Source organism: Mitsuaria sp. MSU3D (assembly GCF_056867975.1).
Genome location: NZ_CP200314.1, coordinates 1,460,454 through 1,479,780, shown reverse-complemented (window position 1 = coordinate 1,479,780; position 19,327 = coordinate 1,460,454). Strand labels below are relative to the sequence as shown.

Annotated in this window: 13 protein-coding genes and 1 pseudogene; 8 read left to right on the top strand and 6 right to left on the bottom strand. The window is 69.0% G+C overall.

Translation table 11 applies throughout. The features are described from left to right. The first annotated feature begins 126 nt into the window (after positions 1-126). The 8 genes from AC1VNM_RS06705 to AC1VNM_RS06670 all read left to right on the top strand — a co-directional run bounded on the left by AC1VNM_RS06705 (position 127) and on the right by AC1VNM_RS06670 (position 10,941). The gene (locus tag AC1VNM_RS06705) at positions 127-1,164 is read left to right on the top strand and encodes a LysM peptidoglycan-binding domain-containing protein (RefSeq protein WP_377155199.1); all 1,038 of its coding nucleotides are present in this window, start codon (positions 127-129) and stop codon (positions 1,162-1,164) included. Between the two features lie 67 nt (positions 1,165-1,231). Next, on the top strand, positions 1,232-2,383 hold the full coding sequence (locus AC1VNM_RS06700) for an acyltransferase family protein (protein ID WP_483106306.1): 1,152 nt from the start codon (positions 1,232-1,234) through the stop codon (positions 2,381-2,383). A gap of 56 nt (positions 2,384-2,439) precedes the next feature. After that, a complete protein-coding gene (locus AC1VNM_RS06695) occupies positions 2,440-3,753 on the top strand; it encodes a putative DNA modification/repair radical SAM protein (RefSeq protein ID WP_483106305.1) in 1,314 nt (437 codons plus the stop codon). Then, on the top strand, positions 3,753-4,706 hold the full coding sequence (locus AC1VNM_RS06690; RefSeq protein WP_483106304.1) for a TIGR03915 family putative DNA repair protein: 954 nt from the start codon (positions 3,753-3,755) through the stop codon (positions 4,704-4,706). The genes AC1VNM_RS06695 and AC1VNM_RS06690 overlap by 1 nt, the downstream gene beginning before the upstream one ends. A gap of 1,018 nt (positions 4,707-5,724) precedes the next feature. Beyond that, positions 5,725-6,153, top strand: coding sequence for a VOC family protein (locus tag AC1VNM_RS06685; protein WP_483106303.1), 429 nt, complete (start codon positions 5,725-5,727; stop codon positions 6,151-6,153). Between the two features lie 102 nt (positions 6,154-6,255). Then, on the top strand, positions 6,256-7,569 hold the full coding sequence (locus AC1VNM_RS06680; RefSeq protein WP_483106302.1) for an F-box protein: 1,314 nt from the start codon (positions 6,256-6,258) through the stop codon (positions 7,567-7,569). A 229-nt stretch (positions 7,570-7,798) separates the two neighbouring features. Next, positions 7,799-9,322 (top strand): F-box protein, encoded by a 1,524-nt coding sequence (locus AC1VNM_RS06675; RefSeq protein WP_483106301.1) that lies wholly within the window; start codon positions 7,799-7,801, stop codon positions 9,320-9,322. 131 nt (positions 9,323-9,453) lie between these two features. Beyond that, complete coding sequence (locus tag AC1VNM_RS06670) at positions 9,454-10,941, top strand: hypothetical protein (RefSeq protein WP_483106300.1); 1,488 nt, start codon at positions 9,454-9,456, stop codon at positions 10,939-10,941. Positions 10,942-10,965: 24 nt separating this feature from the next. Here the strand turns inward: AC1VNM_RS06670 and AC1VNM_RS06665 are convergent, their stop codons facing one another. From AC1VNM_RS06665 to AC1VNM_RS06640, 6 genes and pseudogenes are all read right to left on the bottom strand, one after another. Next, entirely contained in the window at positions 10,966-11,874 is a 909-nt protein-coding gene (locus AC1VNM_RS06665; protein WP_377155206.1) for a hypothetical protein, read from the bottom strand. Beyond that, the gene (locus AC1VNM_RS06660) at positions 11,871-12,986 is read right to left on the bottom strand and encodes a polysaccharide deacetylase family protein (RefSeq protein WP_483106299.1); all 1,116 of its coding nucleotides are present in this window, start codon (positions 12,984-12,986) and stop codon (positions 11,871-11,873) included. The genes AC1VNM_RS06665 and AC1VNM_RS06660 overlap by 4 nt, the downstream gene beginning before the upstream one ends. Before the next feature lie 26 nt (positions 12,987-13,012). Next, positions 13,013-15,667 (bottom strand): protein kinase domain-containing protein, encoded by a 2,655-nt coding sequence (locus AC1VNM_RS06655; protein ID WP_483106298.1) that lies wholly within the window; start codon positions 15,665-15,667, stop codon positions 13,013-13,015. Positions 15,668-16,038: 371 nt separating this feature from the next. Beyond that, complete coding sequence (locus tag AC1VNM_RS06650) at positions 16,039-16,920, bottom strand: type VI immunity family protein (protein ID WP_483106297.1); 882 nt, start codon at positions 16,918-16,920, stop codon at positions 16,039-16,041. A 97-nt stretch (positions 16,921-17,017) separates the two neighbouring features. Beyond that, positions 17,018-18,028 (bottom strand): DUF4150 domain-containing protein, encoded by a 1,011-nt coding sequence (locus AC1VNM_RS06645; RefSeq protein ID WP_483106296.1) that lies wholly within the window; start codon positions 18,026-18,028, stop codon positions 17,018-17,020. 44 nt (positions 18,029-18,072) lie between these two features. After that, positions 18,073-19,326, bottom strand: a pseudogene (locus AC1VNM_RS06640) (TIGR02270 family protein); the annotation flags it as partial. Position 19,327: the final 1 nt, after the last annotated feature.

The following is a 19,327-nucleotide window of genomic DNA, read 5'->3' as shown; positions in this document are numbered from 1 at the left end:
GGGACCTCGGGAGACTGGCATGGGATGTTTGCGTGACAATGGCCGCGCTTCAATGAACGAAAGTCACCTGAGAGGGGCTTGTCGCTGTTTCATACTCCACCCCGCTCGAATCCCGACGTGATGCCGATGTCGACCACCTTCCGTTCCGACGCCCCGATTTCCCTGACCCCGACCGCGCAAGCGGCGCGGGGCCGCGGCCATTCCCCCCTTGCTGCCGGTACGGCCCTGCTGCTGAGCCTGGCGCTCGCGGCCTGCGTCACGCCCGCCCCGCCGCCTCCGCCGCCGCCCGATCCGGTGGTGACGGCGCCGCCGCCGCCCCCTCCTCCGCCCGAGCCCGTGCCGCCGACCGCGGCCGAGCAGGCGCTGGCGCAGAAGACCGCCATGCAGGCGATCGAACTGCTGGAGGCCGGCCAGGAAGACCAGGCCCGCAACGAGCTGCAGCGCGCGCTGCAGCTGGACCCGGGCAACAAGCTGGCCAACAACCTGATGCGCCAGATCACCGCCGATCCGGTGGCGCAGCTGGGGCGCGAATCCTTCGCCTACACGGTGCAGTCCAGCGACACGCTGTCGCGGATCGCGGGCCGCTTCATGGGCGACATCTACTCGTTCTACATCCTGGCCCGCTACAACGACATCCGCGTGCCGCGCCAGGTGTCGGGCGGCCAGGTGCTGCGCATCCCCGGCAAGCCGCCGGCGGGTCCGCTGTATCCGCGTCCGTCGGCCAGGCCGGACCCGAAGGCGACCGCCGCGGCTGCGGCCGCCGCGGCAGCCGCGCAGGCCCCCACGCCGCCCGCGACGACGACGGTGGCCGCCGCCCCGACGCCGGCAGCGCCGCCGCCCCCGCCGGAACTCTCGCCCGGCGAGAAGGCGATGCGCGCCGGCGATGCGCACGAGCGCGCGGGCCGCTTCGACAAGGCGCTGGAAGAGTACCGCCGCGCCGAGGCCGCCGATCAGCCGGGCGCCGGCGCCAAGATCGAGGCGGTGCGCAAGAAGCAGATCGCCAAGGCCACGCTGGCCGCGCGCACCGCGTTCGCCAAGCAGGACCTGGCCGGCGCGATCAAGGGGTGGGACAGCGTCCTGCAACTCGATCCGGACAACGAGCTTGCCAAGCTCGAACGCCAGAAGGCCGCCACGCTGAAGGCGAAGGCGGACCAACTGAAGTGACCGGTCATTGCTGACCGCATGCGAAAGAGGCGCCCCGGGCGCCTCTTCGCTTTTTGAAGCCCATCCCATGGATTCCCCCACCCCGCGCAACTTCGCCATCGACTGCCTGCGCGGCGTGGCCATCCTGCTGGTGGTCGTGCACCACCTGGCACTGCCGTTCCGGCTTCCGCTGGCGCCGAGCCTGCTCGGCCCGTGGGTGCCCAAGCGCCTGATCGATGCCGTCAGCTTCAACGGCTACGAGGCGGTGTTCATGTTCTTCGTGATCTCCGGCTTCCTGATCACGACGCGCCTCCTCGAGCGCCACGGCGATCTCCGCCGTGTCGATCCGGGCGCCTTCTACCTGGCCCGCGCGCGCCGCATCCTGCCGCTGCTGCTGGTCGTCCTGGCCGTGCTGACGCTGCTGGCCGCGCTCGGCGTGCCCGACTTCGCGCCCTCGTCGAAGCAGTCGCTCGGGGGCCTGCTGGGTTCGGCGCTCACCTTCACCTTCAACTGGTATGAAGGCCGGACCGGCTGGGCACCGGCCGCGTGGGACGTGCTGTGGTCGTTGTCGATCGAGGAGGTGTTCTACGTCGGCTTCCCGCTGCTGTGCCTGGGGCTGCCGCGCCCACTGCTCGTCGTCGCGCTCGCCGTGCTGGCGCTGAGCCTGCTGCCCTTGCGCTCGATGGTGCCCGTCAGCCACGAGGTCTGGTGGGAGAAGGCCTACCTGCCCGGCATGTCCGCCATCGCCTGGGGCGTGCTGGCCGCCCTCGCCGTCCAGCGTTGGCGGCCGGGCCCGCGCGACGCGCGCGCGCTGGCGATCTTCGGCGGCTTCTGCGTGCTGCTGGTGATCGGGTGGGGCGACCTCGTCCACCGCCATCTGTTCAAGAGCGGCATGTACGGCCTGTGCGTCGGCACCTGCGCGATGCTGATCGCCTTCCGGGCGCACGCGCCAGCCCAGCGCTCCGGCTTGAACTGGCTCGCGCGCATGGGCCGGCTCAGCTATGAGCTCTACCTGAGCCACATGTTCGTCGTGCTCGGCAGCGTGGCGCTCTATCGCTCATTGCTCGGGACTTCGCAGGCGTGGACCTTCGTCGTCTATGTGCCGGCGGTCATCGCGAGCATCGGCCTTGCGATCGCGCTGGAGCGTCTCATGCGGCGCCTGGCCGAACTCGTCACGGGATCGACGCGGGCGACGCGGCACGCCCGTGCCGGCGCCACGGACATCGCATCCGGCAACTGAGGCAAACCTGCTGGAAAGCTGTATATTTATACAGTAGTTATTCTTCCGGCAGTGCCATGGACCTCCCCCGCAAGCTCGCCATCCTGGCGGACGCCGCCAAGTACGACGCCTCCTGCGCCTCCAGCGGTACGGACGCGCGCGATTCCCGCGGCGGGACCGGCATCGGCTCGACTGAAGGCATGGGGATCTGCCACAGCTATGCGCCCGACGGCCGCTGCATCTCGCTGCTGAAGATCCTGCTGACCAACCATTGCCAATACGACTGCCTCTACTGCGTGAACCGGTCGTCGAGCAACGTGCCGCGCGCGAAGTTCAGCGTCGAGGAAGTCGTCGCGCTGACGCTGGACTTCTACCGGCGCAACACGATCGAGGGCCTCTTCCTCAGCAGCGGCATCATCAAGAGCCCGGACTTCACGATGGAACAGGTCGTGCGCGTCGCGCAGGTCCTGCGCGAGGAGCATGACTTCCGCGGCTACATCCACCTGAAGACGATCCCCGATGCCAGCGAGGAACTGCTGCGGCGTGCCGGCCGGTATGCCGACCGGCTCAGCATCAATGTCGAGCTGCCGACCGATGTCGGCTTGAAGGCGTTGGCGCCCGACAAGGACACCGCCGCCATCCATCGTTCGATGGGCCGCCTGCGACTGCACATCGACGATGCGAAGGACGCGCACCAGGCCGCCGCCAAGGTGCCGATCCGCGTGATGCCAGGGGCCTCCGCGCGTCCCGCCCGACCTCCCCGCTTCGCGCCGGCCGGCCAGAGCACGCAGATGATCGTCGGTGCCGACGCCAGCGACGACCGCAGCATCCTGCGCAGCAGCGCCGCGCTCTACGGGCGCTTCCGGATGCGGCGCGTCTACTACTCGGCCTTCAGTCCGATCCCCGATGCCGCGCGGGCGCTGCCGCTGATGGCGCCGCCGCTGGTGCGCGAGCACCGGCTCTACCAGGCCGACTGGCTGATGCGCTTCTACGGCTTCGATCACGAGGAGATCGTCGACGACGGCACCGGTCTGCTGCGGCTCGACGTCGATCCCAAGCACGCGTGGGCGCTCGCGCATCCGGAGCGCTTCCCGGTCGACCTCAACCTGGCGCCGCGCGAGATGCTGCTGCGCGTGCCGGGCCTCGGCGTGGGTTCGGTCGACAAGCTGCTCGCCGCGCGCCGCGTGCGCCGCCTGCGCGCCGAGGACCTGCGGCAGATGAAGCTGCCCGCGCGCAAGGTGCTGCCCTTCGTGGTCGTCGACGGCCACAGACCCGCTGCGACGGCGATGGCCGCGACGTCCGTGGCCGCAGGCGCCCCGGGTCCGACAGCGCGCGCCGATTCGATGATGGCGCCTGCCATGCCGGTGCCGACGCAGATGGGCTTGTTCTGATGGTCCATGTCCGGCTCGACGGCCCCATCGATCTCGACGGCTTCCGTCAGGCAGCGAAGCGGCTGATGGCGCTCGGCATCGCGCCCGACGATGTCGTCTGGACCACGGGCGATGCAGGTGACGGCCTGTGGGGCGACGACGCGCACGGGAACGGACTTCCCCAAGGGCTGCCGCCCGACTTGGATGCGGAAACTGCGGCACCCACGGCAGCAGCAACCGCGGCAATGTTCACCGTGCCCGCAGCCTTCTTGTCGCTGTGCCGCACCGCCCTGCTCCACGCCGAGCCCCAGCGGTTCACGCTGCTGTACCGGATGCTGTTCCGCCTGAGGACCGAGCCCGGCTACTGGCGCGACACGCTCGACGCGGACCGTCGCCGGGCGGAGCGTCTCGAACGCGAGGTCCGGCACGAGATCCACAAGACGCATGCGTTCGTCCGCTTCGTGCCGGTCGAAGACGCCGATGGCGAGCGCCTGGTCGCGTGGTTCGAACCGACGCACCACACGCTTGAGGCCGCCGCGCCCTTCTTCGCCCGGCGCTTCGCCAACCTGCGCTGGGCGATCCTGTCGCCGCGTTGCTCGGTGTCGTGGGACGGCCAGTCGCTGCAGATCGGCCCCGGAGGCCGGCGCGAGGACGCGCCGCCGCAGGACGCGGGCGCCGAGCTCTGGCTGACCTACTACCGCAGCATCTTCAATCCCGCGCGGCTGAAGGTCGCGATGATGGAACGCGAGATGCCGCGCCGCTACTGGACGAACCTGCCGGAAGCGGCACTGATCGAACCGCTCGTCGCGCAGGCCGGGGGCCGCGTTCAGGCGATGCTGGAAGCGGGACCGACCTCGCCGCGCCGCATCCGCGAGATCGAGCGTCCGCGCAGCGCCAACGCGGCGACGCCAGCGATCAGCAGCGCCCAGGTCGACGGCTCCGGCGCGGGCGACGGCACCGCGGACAGCGCGTAGTTGAAGCCCGATGCCGACGACAGCGAATAGTCGATGAGGTTGCCGTTCCAGTCGGTGACCTGCGAGATGCCGCCCCAGTAGATCGTCGGCGCGTTGGCGGCCATCGAGGCCGTCGCCGACGGCCCCGCCGCATTCAGGTGGCTGGTCATCTCCAGGTAGAAGTCCATGTTCGTCGCGTGCCCCGCGAAGATCGCCGCGGAAAAGCTGTAGACCGCGTACACGTCGCCGATCGGGCTGCTGTTCCACTGGTTGTCGGTCACGACGCTGCCGTCGTGGGCGAGCGTGGTGGTGCTCTGCCAGGCGGTCGTGTAGAAGCCGTCGAGCTGATGGACCAGGGTCCAGTCCAGCGCCCCCGCCTGCGTCGTGCCGCCGGCGCCGCCGGTCATCGACGCCGACGTGCCGCCCGCGATCACGATGTTGTAGTGGACGATCAGCTCCGGATCGAAGCTGCCGTCGTTGCGCGTGAAGGTCAGTGCATCGGTCTGGTACGCCGTCATCGAGGTCGACGAGGTGCCGCTGCCCGTGACGCTCGTGGCGAGGCTGCCCGACAGGTAGCCCGGACCCAGCCGCGTCGACGCCGACGCGGTGGCGTTGAAGGGCGTTCCCGACGCATCCGTGCCGCTCTCGCTCGCCGACGCGTTCAACGATCCGGGCGTGCCATGGGTCGATCGACTGTCGGTCGCGGAACCGGCGCGGACCTCGATGGTCTGCTCGGGTCCGGCGGGCGGATTGAATTGGGCCTGTGCCTGGGGCACGACCGCCCAGAAGAGTGCGGCAAGGAGAAGCGGTTTCATGAGAGGGCTGCTTTCGGAGACGTGCAAGGGCACGAGAACGATCGCGAGAGCAAATGCGGGGCCCATCGAGCGCTCGCGCTGTCCCGGACTCGGGGGGCGTCGCAAGACATCGCAGGAAAAACGAACGGCACGGGCGCCGCGTCCGGAGGTGAACGGACAAGAACGCCGCTTGCCCCGTTCCTGTCACTGGACGTTTTCACCGCCACGATTTCAAGGAGATCCCCATGGAAACGCAGGAACTGCATCGCGGACGCCTCATCGACCACCTCCAGCTCGTCGTGCGGGATCTGCCCGCCAGCCGGAAGTTCTACGAGGCGATCCTGCCCCCGCTGGGCGTGCCGATCGGCGGCTCGGGCGACGACTACTTCTGGGCCGACGAGCTGTTCGTGTCGACCGCCGACAGCCAGGCCGCGCAAGGGCACCTCACCGGCCGCCACCACCTGGCCTTCCAGGCCAAGGACCGCGCGGCGGTGGATGCCTTCCACAAGACCGCGCTGGCCAACGGCGGCACCGACAACGGCGCGCCCGGCGAGCGGCCCTACCACCCCGGCTACTACGCGGCGTTCGTGCTCGACCCGGACGGCAACAACATCGAGGCGGTCTTCCACGGCGAGGCCACGCGCAGCGCGGCGTCGGTGAAGGTGACGTTCTGAGGGCTTGAACTTCTAATCATCCCGGACCACCAAGCGTACCCTTGCGCCGGGATGGCTGTCGTTCGACTGTCGCAAAAGCGCATGCCTTCAACGAACGCCACCATGCTGCCCTCCCCGGATTTCAAACGATTTGAGCTCGAGGCCTCACAGCCCATCAACGTCGAACCGCCGCCTTCCGGCGAGGCGGAGGCCCGCCAAGATCGCGGATTGAACGAGCTGCCGGAGGAAATGCTGGACCAGATTGCCGGGCACCTGCCGATGCGATCGTTGCAGGCTCTGGCGTGTGTGAACCAGCGCATGGGAAGCATCGTCGACTGGCAGTTCGAATTGAAGCAGAGGACGCTCCAGCAAGACATCGAGCGATTCTCATGGACGTCCGGGCTGGACGACTTCCGGTCTCTGCTGTTTCTCGTCCGACGTCTTCCGCGCGAGGATCAGACCGCGCCGCTCCAGGCGTTGTGTGCGCGTCTTGATCGATTGCCCGAGGCTCAACGCAAGCCGGCTGCGGCTGCAGTTCTGAGGGACCTGTCCGGGTTGTCCGAACGCTTGGTCAGTCAGTTGAGAGTCCTCGCGAGCCACGGTTCGGCCGCCAGCGCCGTCATTGCTGGAGAGCCGCTCAATGCCATCGCGAAATGCTTTGAAATTGACAGAACTTATGACTTGGAACGGCTGGCCCTCAGCCACGGGCCCATCCAGGGAGCCATCGATGCTGGCGAAGACAAAAAGACGGTGGCGAAGCGCTATGGAGTTTTTCCCGAAGACCTACCGCTGCCAACGCGTTACTGGACTTTTCAAGGGGTGCAGGATCCTTCGCTCTACATAGCCCGTTTGCAGCAAGCCCGTCGCGCAGTCCGCCAGGGCGAACCTGTGGACGCGGCTGTGAATCGATGCTTTGAAGGTGTCGACTTCCTCACCACCGATCGAGATGACCTGGTGAAGTGCGCGGTCGACGGTGTCGCCGGGGAAGCCGCCGTCCGGGGGCAAGACGTCGATGCCATCGCGCAGAAGCATGGCATTGACACCGAGAGAGGACGCATGGAGCTGGAACGCCTCGCCTGCGACGGCGCTGCCGGCGAAAAGGCCCGCGCGGGAGAAATCGTGGCTGCCGTGGCGCGACACCATGGCATTCGATCCGCGCCCTACCTGTTGGCGCTGCTGGCCGAGGCGATGAAGGGCGTACCAGGCGATGAGGTCAGGACGGGCGAGAAGACCGTGGAACAGGTGACACACGAACATGGCCTCGATCTCTCACAGATCGCGGAAGCCATGGAAGAGCACACAGCGGACGAATGGCTCTCGCAGCGTCCAAAGAACTACGGCAGGGCGATGTATGAGCTGCGCCGCGACATCAGCCCAGCCGAATTTCTGGAGCGCGAGGCCAATTCAGGCAGAGCGTCCTCCGTACCAAGGGTGTGAGCCATCCCCGGGAACGCTCACGCGTTCACTTCCCGTCGACCTTGTTCTTCGCCGTCGGAGCGGCGGCAGGCGCGGCGGCCGGTGGGCACGTGCCTTCGCCGGCGTGCCCATCCCGCGGATTCCAGAGGCGAACCGCCCCCGTTTCCCGGTCACATAGCTCATCCCCCTTGTCCAGGTTGTCCGCCATCGAGGCAGACACGGAGACATGAGCAACCGGAGAACCATTGTCATGGTCAGAACATCGCCCCACTGGGGAAGCACGATCCCCACGTCCCCCACCGAAGCGGCGACCGAGGCGGTGACCGAAACGGCCATCGAAACGGCCATCGACACGGCACCCGGAACACTGCCTCCGTCTGGCGGAATGCCGAATCCGCAGCGCGCGGGCCTGATGCACCTGCCGCAGGAGATGCTCGAGCGGGTCGCCGAGCACCTTCCGGCGAAGGATCTGAGGGCGCTGGCGCTCACGAGCAGGGAAAGCGCACGGGCCGTCGACTACCAGCTGAAGCGGGCGATGATCTCCCACCAGATCGCCCGGATCTCCGGAAGTGCGCAGCCTCCCTGGGGCGAACGACTCGAGACCTTTCAGCGACTGCTGACTGCCATCCAAGGGCTCCGCAAGAGCGATCAGCCCCGGCAAGCGCTGCAGGCCCTGAGTGCATGCCTCGATCTGATGCCGGAAGCGGAATGCCGACAGGCCGCGGCGAACTTGCTGACTTTGCATCCGCTGCTGCCGGAGTCACTGCACGAGCCCTTGAAGATCCTGGCCGAACACGGTTCGCCCACTCTCGCTATCGCTGGCGGCGTGAGCGTCGAAACGATCGTTCGCCACTTCTATCCGTCCTGCGAAGGACGGGCGCGGAACGATCTTCTTCTCAGGCTCGAGAGCACGGCGATCCACCTGGGTCCCGCCGAGGAAGCCATCAAGGCGTGTGAAGATCCGGACGAGGTTGCCCGGCGCCTCGGCATTGACACCAACTTCGCGTGGGCGTTGAAAAGGCGGATCGACCGGAGAGGCGATGTGCTCCCTGCCGTGCCGCCCGGTGCCCTGCCTGTCGCTCGACGAGCGGCCCGTGGGGGAGAAAGCGTGGAGGAAGTGGCCCTGCGTCTTCGGCTCACCCGGCAGCGCGACATCGAGGACCTGGAGTTGTTCGCGGCCGAAGGCGTCGCGGGAGAAGCAGTGGCCTTGGGCGAGCCCGTCGATCAGGTGGCGGCGAGGCATGGCATCCGAAGCGTCAACGGACGCTGGGCCCTGGAGCGCGCGGCCTGCTGCGGGGCGGCTTGCGATGCGGTGAGGCATGGCCACCTGGTGGATGCCACGGCGGACCGCCACGGCATCCTGGACCCGCTGAACCGCTACCACCTGCTGCTCCAGGCGATGGCGGCAAAGCCCGGCGACGCGGTCAGGAACGGGGCGTCCGTCGAGGACGTGGCGCGTCTCCATGGCATCGACCTGTCTGCGCTCGCCGTCGAACTGCAAGCCCGCGCGCCCCAGCGGCACAGCGAGCTCAACCCCGGCTTCCCCGGAGGCCACGGAGACCACGGAGACCACGGAGAGGAAGACGATGCGGCGTATGTGCAAAGAATGACGCAGAGCCACTACCAGTGGCTCGTCGACGACCTCAAGCGCCACGCCGAGTCGCGTCCGGAGAGTCGCCTGCAATTCAGGCGTCGGTTCATGACCTTCCTGACGGAAGTCCCCGCCCGCGAACGTCCTGGAGCCACGGGGCACGAGCCCCCGGCCCCGGCCTGAGGCGAGACCCGCCCCGGCGGCGCTTCACTTCGCCGCGAACCATCGCCATCTCCGGGTCACATAGCTCCCTTGTCCAGGTCGTCTGCCATGGTGGCAGGCGCAGGGACATGGGAACCCGGAGAACGATCGCCATGTTCAACACATCCTCCGCATGTCAACGTGCGATCCTGACGCCGTCCACAGAAACGGCAATCGCGCCGGCAATAGCGCCGGCAATCGAACCGGAAATCGAAACGTCGACCGGAACGCCCCCGTCCTCCATGGGGATGCCGGTCCCGCAGCGTACGGACCGGACAGACCCGCCACAGGAGATGGTCGAGACGGTCTCCGAGCACCTTCCGGTGAAGGATCTGAGGGCGATTGCGCTCACGAGCAGCAGGAGCGCACGGGCCGTCGACTACCAGCGGAACCGGGCGAAGATCTCCCAGGAGATCGCCCAGATCTCCGGCAAGGCGCAACCCCACTGGGGCGAACGACTCGAGACCTTTCAGCGACTGCTGACGGCCGTCCAGGGGCTTCGCAAGAGCGATCAGCCCCAGCCCCTGCTGGCACTGGCGGACTGCCTCGATCGATTGCCCGAGGCGCAATGCCAGGAAGCCGCGGCGAGCTTGCTGACTTGCCAGTCCATGCTGCCGCAGCGAATGCTCGAGCGCTTGAGGCTCCTGGCCTGGTACGGCTCGCCCGTACTCGCCATCGCTGACGGCCTGCACCCCGATCGGATGGTTCGCGAGTTCTATCCGTCTTGCAACGAAAAGCTGCGGAAAGCCCTTGCTTTGCGGCTTGAGAGCACGGCGATCCACCTGGGTCCCGCCGAGGCAGCCCTCCAGGCGGGTGAAGATCCTGAGGCGATCGCCAAGCGCCTCGGAATCCGCATCGGCCTCATCGACACGTTGCAATCGCGAATCGACGCCCGGGACGAAGGTGTGCTGGGTAGCGTGGCTGCCGCTCGACTGGCTGTCCGTCAAGGGGAGAGTGTGGATGCGGTGGCGCTGCGTCATCGACTTACCGTCGAGCACGACATCGAGGACCTGGAGTTGTTCGCAATCGACGGCGTCGCGGGAGAAGCTGCGGTCTTGGGCGAACCCGTCGATCAGGTGGCGGAAAGGCATGGCATCCGAAGCGTCAACGGACGCCGGGCCCTGGAGCGCGCGGCCTGCTGCGGGGCGGCTTGCGAGGCGGTGAAGAATGGCCACCTGGTGGATGCCACGGCGGACCGCCATGGCATCCTGGACCCCCTGAATCGCTACGACCTGCTGCTCCAGGCGATGACGGAAAAGCCGGGCGACGCGGTCAGGAACGGGACTGCCGTCGAGGACGTTGCGCGTCTCCATGGCGTCGACCTGTCTGCGCTCGCCACCGAACTACAGGCGCGCGCCCCCAAGCGGTACATCGAGGTGGACCTCGACTTCCCCGGAGACCACGGAGAGGAAGACGATGCGACGTATGTGCAGAGAATGACGCAGAGCCACCATCAGCGGCTCATCGACGACCTCAAGCGCCACGCCGAGTCGTATCCGGAGAGTCGCCTGCAATTCAGGCAGCGGTTCGCGCCCGCCCGGCCGGCGATCCCCCTCCGCGACCGTCCTGGAAGAACGGGGCGCGACCTTGCCCCGGTCTGAGGCGAGACCCGCCCCGGCGGCGCCTCACTTCTTGTCGACCTTGTTCTTCGCCGTCGCCGCCGCGGCGGGTGCGGGCGCGGAGGACTTCGCGGCCGATTCGTCGATCAGCTGCCGCATCATGGCCGTCGCGCGCGCATTCTTCGGGTCCACGCGCAGGCACTTCTGCAGCACCATGATCGCGCCGGACTTGTCGATCGTCGCCAGCTTCTCGGCCTTGCGCACGTAGAGGTCGGCCAGCAGCCGTTTCGCCGACGGATCGTTGCGATCCTGCGGCGCGCGTTTCTCCAGCAGGCGGATCGGCTCGTCGATCTCGCCCTGCGCCGCCAGCATCGCGATGTGCTCCAGCTCGTTGCGGTCCGGTCCGGCCGTGGCCGCCGCGGCCTGGGCCGACTCCTTCGCCGGGGCGCCCGAGCTCGACGCCTGCGCCTTCGCGGGCGAGGCCGGCTTCGCCGCGACCGGCGGCGGCGCGGCCTTGCGCAGCGTCACGCGCGCCGGCTTGCCGAGGTAGCTCTTCTGGTTGCGTTCCTTCTCGAGCGCGCGCAGCGCATCGGCGGCCGCCTCGTTGTCCGGCTGCAGCGACAGCGCCGCGAGGTACTGCGTCGTCGCACCGTCGAGGTCACCGCGCTTCTGCGCGGCCCGGGCCTTGTCCAGGCGCTCGCTCACGCCGCTGTCGATCTGCTGCCGCGTCGCGGCCAGGCTGTCGCGATAACCGGCATTGTCCGGACGCAGCACCGTCAGCGCCTCCCAGGTCCAGGCGGCGTCGGCCAACTGGCCATCCTTCACCTGCTCCTGCGCACGCTGGACCTGCGCCTGCTCGAACGCCGACGGCGGCGCGCCCGCCGTCCCTTCCGGGTTGCGCAACGCGCCGGGGCCGCCGGTACAGGCCGACAGCGCGACGGCCATCACCAGGGCCAGTGCAACGGCGGCTCTCATGGGGTCGGTCCGATGCGTCGGCTGGTCTGCAGCCGGGCCTTGAAGGCCTCGAGGTCGTGGTCGCCAAAGATCATCGTGCGGCGCAGCATCAGCGGCTGCGCGTAGAAGGCGTTGCCGCCCGGGTTGACGGTCACCGCCAGCGTGTACTTCTGGCGCGTCAACGCGTCCAGCACCAGCTCGTTGGCGTCGCCGTAGGGATAGGCGTAATGGCGCACCTGGCCGGCCGTGCCGAGCTTCTGCTCGATCAGGTCGCGCGGGCCGGCGGTCTCGCTGTCGAGGTTGCGCTTGTAGCGCTCCTCGTTCTCGCCGGTGGTGCGTTCGATCAGGTTGCGATGCGACTTCGAGTGCGACTGGATGTCCATCAGCCCCGAGGACTGCATCTCCGCCAGCTGCGGCCAGCTCACCGCGTCGCCGCCCGCGCCGACGAAGTCGGTGTAGACGAACATCGTCGCCGGCAGGCCGAGCTTGCGCAGCACCGGATAGGCCAGCTTGTAGACCGACTCGTAGCCGTCGTCGAAGGTGATCACCACGGCCTTGGGCGGCAGCGGCTCCTTGCCGTCGAGGTAACCCGCGAGCTGCGACAGCTTGACGACGCGGTAGTCGTTCTTCGCGAGCCACTCCATCTGCGCCGCGAAGTTGGCCTGGGACACGGCCATCTTGCCGCCGACCGTGCCGAGACGGTGATAGCAGAGGATGGGCACGGTCTGCAGCTGGCCCGAGCGCACGCCCAGCGGGCTCATCGGCTTGAGAGGCACGATCAGCGGCTGGCCCGGCTCGGCCTTCGTGGCGCCGCTGTTGGCCTCGCTGATCTGCCAGTCGCGGTCCTCGCTGCCGAGCAGCCGGGCCGCGATGCCGCGCAGCGACTCACCGGCCACCGGCACGTAGATCAACAGCCGGTCGCTGCGCGCGACGATCTCGCCGTTGGCGGTGGTCGAAGGCGCCTTCACGGGCGCGGGCTCGCTCAGCGGCGGCGTCGCGGTCGGCGGCGCGACGCAACCGGTCAGCGCGAGCACCATGGCCGCAGCGACGACGACTGCGCCGCCCAGCATCGGACGACGCGGATTGACTCCCTCTCCCGCTTGCGGGAGAGGGTTGGCGTGAGGAGCCCTCATGCGCGGCAATGCTTTCGCGACGGACATCAGGCGGCTCCCGGCGTCGACGGCGGCACCGGCGGTGCGGGTTGCGTCTGCTCATCCGAAGGCGCAACGGCGACCGGCGGCTCGGGCTCGGCCGGAGAAGCCTGCGCGGCCTGAGCGGCCTGCGCGCGCGCCGCCGCCAGCGCGCCGGACTTGCGCCCGATCGTCGTCGGCGCCTCGGCCTTCGCGGCGGAGGCCGCCAGCGCCTGCTTGTCCTGCAGCGCCTGCGCCATGCGGTCGAAGGCGGCGTAGAGCAGCCCGAATTCGTCCTTGCGCTGTTCTCGGATGCGGAAGTCGACGCGGCCACGGCCGATCTCGTCCAGCGCCTCCACGACCAGCTTGATGGGCCGCGAGAACCAGTTGGCGACGAAGAACATCGCGATCGCCACGGCCAGCACCGTCGTCACCGCGAGCACCGCCATCAGCGTGCGCGACAGCCGCGCGACGCTTTCCAGCGGGCGCTCCGGCAAGCCCAGCGCGACACGCCCCACGGTCTTGTCCTGGAAGGTGATCGGCGAATCGAAGCCCAGGATCGCCGCGCCGCCCGCCGCGTGGTACCGAGTGCGCTTGACGGCGCCCTGCGCGCCCAGCGTCTCGCCCGGCGGCGCCTGATACGGCTTGCCGACGGTGTCGGGCAGGCTGGACGCCGCGACCACGCCGGCGCGGTCGATGACGGTGACGCTCTCGAAGTCACCCGTCTTCATGATCTCCTGCAGCGAGACGTCGACGGAGACCCAGTCCTCGCCCAGCGCCGCGGTGGCGTTCTGCGCGGCGATGAAGCGCGACAGCGCGGTGCCGTAGTCGGCCACCTGCTGCATCAGCGCGGCGTTCTGGCGCTGGCTGATGATGGAGCCGCTCACGGCCATCACGATGGCGACGATGCCGGCCATCATCGCGGCCCACTTCACGCGCAGCGGGATCAGCTTGGAGCGGCCCTTGTTGCGCGCTTCCTCGTCGATCTCGTTGAGCACCTTGACCAGCGAATCGGCGAGTTCGGCGCCGGTCTGGAAGCGGTTGTCCGGCGCCTTGGCCATGCAGCGGTCGACGACGCGGCGCAGCGACGCGGGGATCTCGGGGCGCAGCTTGTTGAGCGGCGTCGGGTCGTCCTTGGCGATCTTGAGCGCCAGGTTCACCACGCTGTCGCCGGTGAACGGGCGCACGCCGGTGAGCATCTGGTACAGCACGATGCCCACTGAGAACAGGTCCGAGCGGCCGTCGATCTTCTCGCCGTTCATCTGCTCGGGGGCCATGTATTGCGGCGTGCCGAGCACGTCGCCGACGCGGGTGCGCTGCTCCCCCTTGGTGGACTCCATGTGGGCGATGCCGAAGTCCATCACCTTGATGTCGAGCGTGCCGCGCACGCGGGCGATGTTGCCGGGCTTGATGTCGCGGTGGACGATGCCGCGCTTGTGCGCGTAGTCGAGCGCGCGGGCCAGCTGGATGGCCATCACGACGGTGTCGCGGATGGGCAGCGGCGTGCCGGGCTCGAGCAGGTCGGCCAGCGGCTCGCCGTCGAGCAGCTCCATGGCCATGTAGGGCCGGCCGTCGACCTCGCCCACGTCGTGCACGGTGACGATGTTGGGATGCGACAGGCTGCCGGAGGCGCGCGCCTCGCGCAGGAAGCGGGCGTGGTATTCCTCGTCCTCGCACAGCGAGGCGTGCAGGAACTTGATCGCCACGTCGCGGCCGATGCTCGGGTCGTGCGCCTTGAAGACGCTGGCCATGCCGCCGCGTCCGATGCGGTCCAGCACCTGGAAGCGGCCGACCTGGCGCACGGGGGCCTCGTTGCTCGCGACCTTCGCGGCGAGCGTGCCGCCCGGCAGCGTGCCGGTGGACGGACGCCGCTCGGGCTCGGGCGGCAAGGCGCGCAGCGCCGCCACGGCGGCGGCGGCATCGGGATCGAGCACGGTCTCGGCGAATTCGGACGCGCCGAATTCGGATTCCTCGGCGTCGGCGACGGGCGCGGCGAACGGCGTCACCGACGCAGCGGGCGGGGCGACCGGCACGGCGGGCGGTGTCACTTCGGGGGCCGGAGGCGCCACGGGCGGCTTGGCAACCGCCTCGACGGCGGGCGGCTTCGCCACGACAGCCTTCGCGGCCGGAACGAGCACCGTTTCATTGCCCGAGGGCTCAATGTCCGCGAGCGACTTGGCGGCGGCTGCGGGCGGCTCGACCGGCGCGGCTGGTGGAACGGGGGGCTGGGCAGGCGCCGAAGGCGTCGGGGCAGGAGTCACGGAAGAGGCTTCAGCGGGAATGGCGGATTCGGCGGCGGGCGTCGAGGGGGCGGGCTTCTCGGCGTGCGCGCGCGGGGTCAGCAGCGGGGCGGGCGCGATGACGGTGTGGTCGGTGTCGACGGGAATGTCGGCCGGCTTGCGACCGGCGCGCATCGAGAAGGTGTCGGGGAACGTCGGATCGATGAAGCTGATCTCGCGTTCATGCTGGACCGTCTCGGGGCCCTCGTCATGAGGCGGCTCGGGATCCGGCTCCGCGGCCGATGCCGGAACGGCGCGGTTGGCGGCGGTGTTCGGGGGCATGCGGTCCAGCGGCGCGCCGGCCGGCACGATGCGTGTCGCGTCCGGATCGAGCGTGGGATCGTCGGCCGCCGCCGGTGCGTTGCCCGGCTTGGCCGAGCGGGGATTGCCTTCTTTTCGTGACATCGAACGCCTCGCCGCGGCGAGGATCGCCGCCCAATGCGCATCGTCTCTGTCACGGGGATCGGGGGCAATGAACGAAAGTCATCCGATGCCCTCCCCCAGGCCACGTTAGAAGAACTGCGCGACCCTGCGGTCCCCCACCTCTGCTGCACAGTCGGATGCTGGCGCCATACCGTTGCATGAAGCCGTCATACAGCCGCTGGATGGCAGGCATCGCCGGGCGGGGTCTTGCAGACGTCGGGGATGGTCGCCGCGCTGATGCCGTTGCTGAACTTGTGGACCAGCGAGTTGACCGTTCCGTTGACCTTGAGGGTGACCGGCCTGGCGTCAGTCGATCCGGCCGCGGAGCACGGGCACGAGGCGGCCGTGGCAGATCAGGGCCGGAGGCGATGCAGCCATTCGCGTGTCGCCTCCTCGTCCGGGAACCCTGGCAACGGGAAGAGGTTGTCGACCAGCCAGGGCGCGAGCAGCGCGTTCACGCGTCGATAGGCGCTCAGGTCCGTCCCGCGGTTCACGTCCCCCTCCAGCGGCTCGGCCGCGGCCTGCACCAGCACGCCGGCGCCGATGCGCGCGGCGCCCGGATGCCCGGACAGCGCCTTGGCCGCGTCCGGGTCACGTGCCAGCAGCGCGTCGCCGACGTAGGTCAGCCATTGCGCGCCCTTGAGCTCGGTCTGCAGGTTTTCCTTCTCGGCGATCAGATCGCTCAGCGACACGCCGGCGTACCGCATCACATGGGCGTGAAGCGCCTTGCCGCGCGCGCGGTTGATGTCGTTGTGGTCGAAGTTGAGCGCCAGTCCGCCATAGCCGTGCAGGAAACCCGATCGGCCCACGGCATCCGCGACCCAGTCCCGAAGACGCTGGGCCGGCTCCGTGACCGGCATGTGGAACTGCAGGTAGCCGACGATCTGGCCGTCGTAGCTCGGGGAACACGAGTACTTCAGCGCCCACGGGCCGACGCCGTCCCCGACCTCCCCCGAGTCGATCACGATGGACAGGTCCGTGCGCTGTCGCGCGGCATCCTCCGCCAGCGTCCGCAACTTCTGCGCCGTCGTTGCCGACACGGCCTGGTTGCGGCGCGCACTGCCCGCGCGCACCCAGCGTGCCTGCGGCAGCACCCGCTCCAGGGTCGCGAGCAGGGCCGGCAGCACGCCCTCGGCCTTGGGGCCGGTATCGAAGAACAAGGTGGCGCCCAGCGTGCGCAACGCCAGCACCTCATCGCCATCGCTGAAAACGATCGTCTCTTCCTGTGGGCTCATGTTGTCGATTGTCCTGTCGGCGAGGCCGCTCGTGGCGTCGCCGTCTCTGTTTCGCCTGATTGCCTGATTGCCTGCTTGCCTGCCTGGGCCCGCTGGCCTACTTGGTATAGCCCGGGCATCCGCAGTCCTCGGGCGTCATGGGGGTGGGGTCCTGACCGGGCGGCTTCGAGATCCGACGATACGCGGAGATCTGGTCATCGGAGAACTTGTCGCGCTTGCCGGGCCCGAGGATCTTCTCGTAATTGAACTTGGCATCGAAGATCTGCCGCTTGCCGGCACGGTCGACGACCAGGTCGGGAAAGCGCACGGTCCTCTGCGAGGGGTGATCCTTGAACAGCGAGCACACCTGACGGATGAATTTGCGGGAAGGTTCTCCGGCGGCATTCAGCTCGATCGGCGGGTGCGAACCGTTGAGCGAGAGCAGCGTATTGACCAGCTTGTCCAGCACGTTGCCCTCCATCATCGGCTCGATGGGCACGGGCGGCTTCTTCAGATCGGTGGGCATGAAGTAGGGCTGTTCCGGCGAGATGCCCTCGCCCAGCTTGCCCTCTTGCTTCAGCTTGTTCAGGCGGTCCTCGAAGTCCTTGGACGCGCGGCCGGATCCGCGCAGCTTGCCCTTGTCGTACTCGGCCTGCGTCTCGCACAACGCCTGGCAGATCGCGTTGGCCTCGGCCTCCGTCAGACCCGCGTCCATCAGCGCCTGCTGCACGACGCCCGCCAGATTGGCCGCGTTCTCGTGGTTGTGGAACATCTTGTCCGTCAACCGCGCGGCGCCCTTCCCATTCAGCTTGACGTCGAAGGAATACAGGATCCAGGTCGCTTCCTTCATGAAGGTGCTGGACTTGACCCCGCCGAGCGTGCCCGCGTTGTCCCCGTTGGACATCGCGAATTTCGAGCCCTTGATGGCGGCCATGGTCTTGTCGCCCTTGACCGTCGTCGTGCCGTCGGACAGCGTGACCGACTGGGCGATGTTGGGATACGGGATCGGCACGGGACCGCCCGGGCTCGGCGTCTTGCAAACGTCGGGGATGGTCGCGACGCTGATGCCGTTGCTGAATTTGTGCACCAGCGAGTTGACGGTCCCGTTGACCTTGATGGTGACCGGCATGCCTCAGTCCCCCCGCCCAGGCGCTGCAGCAAACGGCGCTGCCGCCACGCCGGCGCATCCACCGGGAACAGCGGCGTGCCCGGCCGCAGCAGGCACAGGTGCAGCGCGGCGAGCGCCCTCGCCCGCTGACGTCCGCCGTGCAGCACGCGCAGGCAGTGCACCTCGCTCAACGCCTGACCCAGGAAAAGCCGGCCGTCCGCCGACAAGGTCGGCAGCCGCGACTGGTGCGCCAGCCACCAGGCCCGCACCTGCTCGACGTTCGGCCACGGCAGCGCGACGTCCACCGGCACCTCGACGTCGTCGTCCTCCGGGTCCTCGTTGGGGCCCTCGTCGAAGTCCTCCGGCGGCGGCGCCTCCAGGCCGTCCGTGTTCACGTCGGCGCCGGCGATCAGGCAGAAGGCCTCCAGCGCGATGCGCGCCGAGGCGGGCTTGGTCATCTGGTCGATCAGCCACGGCAGGTAGCGCAGCTGGCCGGACAGCCCCGCGCCGATGATGCGCAGGCGCGCCGCGCCGGCCATCGTCTCCGCCTCCACCAGCAGGCGGTGGCCCTCCTGCACCGGCAGCGCGAGCACCGCCAGCCGGAACGCGTCCATCTGCCGCGTGCCCGGCCGCAGCGCGGCGCCGGTCAGCGCGGCCAGCGCCTTGCCGCGATCGCCCAGCAGCACGCCGGACCACAAGGCCCAGTAGCGCGGCTCGCTCTTCTCGTCGCCGATCAGGCCGAGCACCGGCTCCAGCCACTCGACGCGCCCGAGCTCGCCCGCCAGCCGCAGCGCCCGCGCGCGCTCGCCGGCATTGGTCGACCGCATCGACACCGACCAGCGCTCGCCCGCGTCCAGCCGGTGCGCGCCGTAGGCCTCCAGCGTCAGGCGCCGGCTCAGCGAATCGTCGGCCGGCATCAGCGCCTCGGCCTTCAGCGCCTCGTTGGCGCCGACCCAGCCCAGCGCCGAGGCAAGACCTGGCGCCGCCTCGGGCGCTTCCTTGGCGCGCCGCACCAGCGGCAGCCAGTCGTCCGGCCGCCCGTTCAGCGCCAGGACGCCGGCGACGAAGAAGTCCTCCGCGCAATCGTTGACCAGCGCGGCCTGGCACGGCGGCCAGGCCTCGTCGCCGGCCTCGACGAGCCCGTCGATCTGCGCGGCCAGTTGTTCGTCCAGATCGGCGAACTGCTGCGGCGAGTAATGCGGCGCGTCGAGCGCGTCACGCCGCTGCGTCCACAGGAACGCAGCCTCGTCGCGGTAGGTCTCGATCTGGTCGGCGGTCACCGGCGCCGGAAGACCGGGATCGAAGCGGGCGTTGTCCATC